Consider the following 3,307-nt stretch of genomic DNA (forward strand, 5'->3'; position numbering starts at 1 on the left):
GTATTACAGATAAACTACAATTATTGTCGCCGCGCTTGGGATAAAGTAGGTATAAAGAGTAGGTATATAAACCGTCGTTTATGCAATCCAATAAAAAAATTCTATCAACAAGAAGAACTTACAATAAGCTCGTTGCTAACGAAATGATGGAGGATTTTGCCCTTCGTTTTACTGCAAGAAGGGCACGGATCTGGTCTTTAGGCCGAATTGCGAATACAGCCTTGGGAATAGTCTCATTTTTAGTTTTAGAGGCAATTGGGGGGGCAATAACTCTTAATTTTGGCTTTGTGAATTCAGCCTGGGCGATTTTAGCGGTTATATTTGTGGTGTTTTTGACGGGGTTACCGATTAGTTATTACGCCGCAAAATATGGTGTTGATATCGATTTATTAAGCCGTGGTGCAGGTTTTGGTTACATCGGCTCTACCATTGCTTCACTTATTTATGCCTCCTTTACCTTTATCTTCTTTGCACTTGAAGCCGCTATCATGTCGATGGCTTTGCAAATTTTATTTGGCATGCCCTTATCAGTCGCTTATGTCATCAGTGCATTAGTGGTGTTGCCATTAGTGACTCACGGTATTGCTTATATCAGCCGTTTTCAGGTCTGGAGCCAACCTTTTTGGATTGTGTTACAACTCACTCCTTTGTATTTTGTCTTTACGCATCCTGATAGCAACCTACAACAATGGTTAGGATTTACTGGGCTAGCGGGAGAGCAAGGAGAGGGCTTTAACCTTTTATTATTTGGAGCCGCATCCGCTGTATTATTGTCGCTAGTCGCACAAATTGGTGAACAGGTAGATTTTTTACGCTTTTTGCCAGAAAAACCTAAAAAGGGTCAATGGCGTTGGTGGACAGCCCTTATTTTAGGTGGACCTGGTTGGATATTATTCGGTGCGTTAAAATTATTCTTAGGGTCGTTTTTAGCTTATTTTGCTCTGTCTCAAGGTGTGTCGATGGACTTAGCTGATGATCCGGCACATATGTATAATCTTGCCTTTAGTCTTGTATTCGACAATCCTACCGTAGCGGTTATTGTGGCCTGCAGTTTTGTGGTGATATCGCAACTTAAAATTAATGTGGCCAACGCTTATGCAGGTTCGTTAGCGTGGTCTAATTTTTTCTCTCGTGTCACCCGTAATCATCCCGGGCGAGTGGTGTGGATGGTGTTTAATGTTGCTATTGCTCTGTTATTAATGGAGCTAGGTATTTATCAGACGATAGAAAGTATGTTGTCGGTATATTCGGTGATTGTTTTAGCATGGTTAAGTTCGTTGACAGCTGATTTGCTGATCAATAAACCTCTGGGGTTAAGCCCTGCTCATATTGAATTTAAACGTTCCCATTTATACGATATTAATCCGGTAGGCGTAGGGTCTATGCTTATCGCTACCTTTGTGGGATTTACTGCTCATTTTGGTTGGTATGGTGAAACAGCTAAGGCGTTAGGATCGTTTATTGCCTGTGGATTACCATTTATCACTGTGCCCTTGATTGGTTATTTAACCCAAGGGCGTTTTTATTTAGTCAACAATCAACAAGCCCCTATTATACAAAGCACACAATGCCATATCTGTGAAAATACTTTTGACCATGAGGATATGTCCTACTGCCCTGCTTATCAAAAGCCAATCTGTTCTTTATGCTGTTCGCTTGATGTGCGCTGTGGTGACCAATGCCGACCAGAAGGCACTTTGTCTAACCAGTCGCAGCATTTTTTCCAACGTTTTTTGACCACAGATTTACTGAGAATTATGACCACAACTATGGCCCAGTTTATAGGTCTAACTCTCAGTTTAAGTGTTATAGGAGCGGGTATTTTGTTTCTGATTTTCCTACAAGTGCCAGTCGATGATGCGGCTGTCAAAGACGTTTTTGCGACCACTTTGTTAAAGATATTTTTCTTACTGTTAATCATTATTGGCGTGATCAGTTGGTTGTTTATTTTGGCACGCAGTGGCAATCGTTCAGCGCTTAAAGAGTTGCGCTCTCTAGCCAACGCATTAGTGAAGGAAAGTAGCGCCCATGAAAAAACATCTTTAGCTTTGCAAGATGCAAAAGTAAAAGCTGAAACGGCAAATGAAGCTAAAAGTCGCTATCTAGCAGGATTGAGTCATGAGTTGAGAACGCCATTAAATGTGATGTTAGGTTATGCTCAGTTACTCAGCCAGGATGAGGCTTTTCCACAAGCTCATCTCGAAACTTTGGGTATCGTCAAACGTAATGGTGAGCACTTGGCGGACTTAATCGAGGGGTTGTTAGAGATTTCTAAAATAGAAGCCGGTAGGCTAACCTTGCAACGTGATGAGGTTAACCTAAAAGCTATTTTGCAGCAGTTGATTGATATGTTTCAAATGAAAGCAGCACAAAAAAACATTCAATTTATTTACCTACCTTGCTCAAACCTTCCTGATTATGTGGCGACCGATAAACAACGTTTTAGACAGATATTAATTAATCTCATTTCTAATGCAATCAAGTACACATTCCGAGGCTCGGTAACATTAAAGGTAAGTTATCGTAATCAGGTAGTCAATTTCAGTGTGATTGATACAGGGATTGGCATTTCTGAACATGATCGTGAGTCCATATTTAAACCTTTTGAACAGGTGAGAAATGCCCATACACAAGCTATCGGTGGTGCTGGTTTAGGCTTAACCATATCCCGTTCATTAACTGAGTTGATGGGTGGCGAGATCACCCTTAAAAGTACATTAGGACAAGGTTCTACCTTTAATTTTCGGCTAATGCTGGTGGCACTTAATAATAATGAAAATGCCCCTGAATATACTCAAGCCAAGGTGATTGGATACAAAGAAGTTCAACAAACAGTGCTGGTGGTGGATGATGAAATACACCAGCGCCAGTTGATTGCAGACCTACTTAGACCCTTAGGATTTGATGTATTGCTGGCAGAACATGCTGCAAAAGGCCTTGAATTTCTAACAGGGCATCACGTTGGCTTAATTATTATGGATGTAAGAATGCCTGATAAGGATGGGTGGCAAATGATTAAGGAAGTGCGTGACCGAGGTTATGTCATGCCTGTATTGATGGTTTCGGCAAATACTCGTGATGCTCAAGGTCATATGGCTGACGGTTGTTTTCATAATGGCTATATGGCTAAACCCATTAATTTAACAGCCTTGTTAGGAAAAATTGGTGAGCTGATGGATATTCATTGGCAGTATGCAAAAACTGAAAGTAAGCATGCTGTGGCTGCTGCGCAACACGAAATTAAAAGAAATCCTGTGAGTAACGACCAGTATAAAATACTGATGGCATTGGCTGAAATAGGCTATCT

The 3,307-nt window shown here is 40.9% G+C and carries 1 protein-coding gene; it reads left to right on the forward strand.

The genetic code is table 11. The annotated features are described in order from the left end of the window. Positions 1 to 80: 80 nt before the first annotated feature. Positions 81 to 3,307, forward strand: a 3,227-nt coding sequence (locus QZ562_RS20605; RefSeq protein ID WP_293764513.1) for an ATP-binding protein, incomplete at its 3' end; no start/stop codon positions are given.

The organism is uncultured Paraglaciecola sp., from assembly GCF_913058035.1.
Classification (GTDB): domain Bacteria; phylum Pseudomonadota; class Gammaproteobacteria; order Enterobacterales; family Alteromonadaceae; genus Paraglaciecola.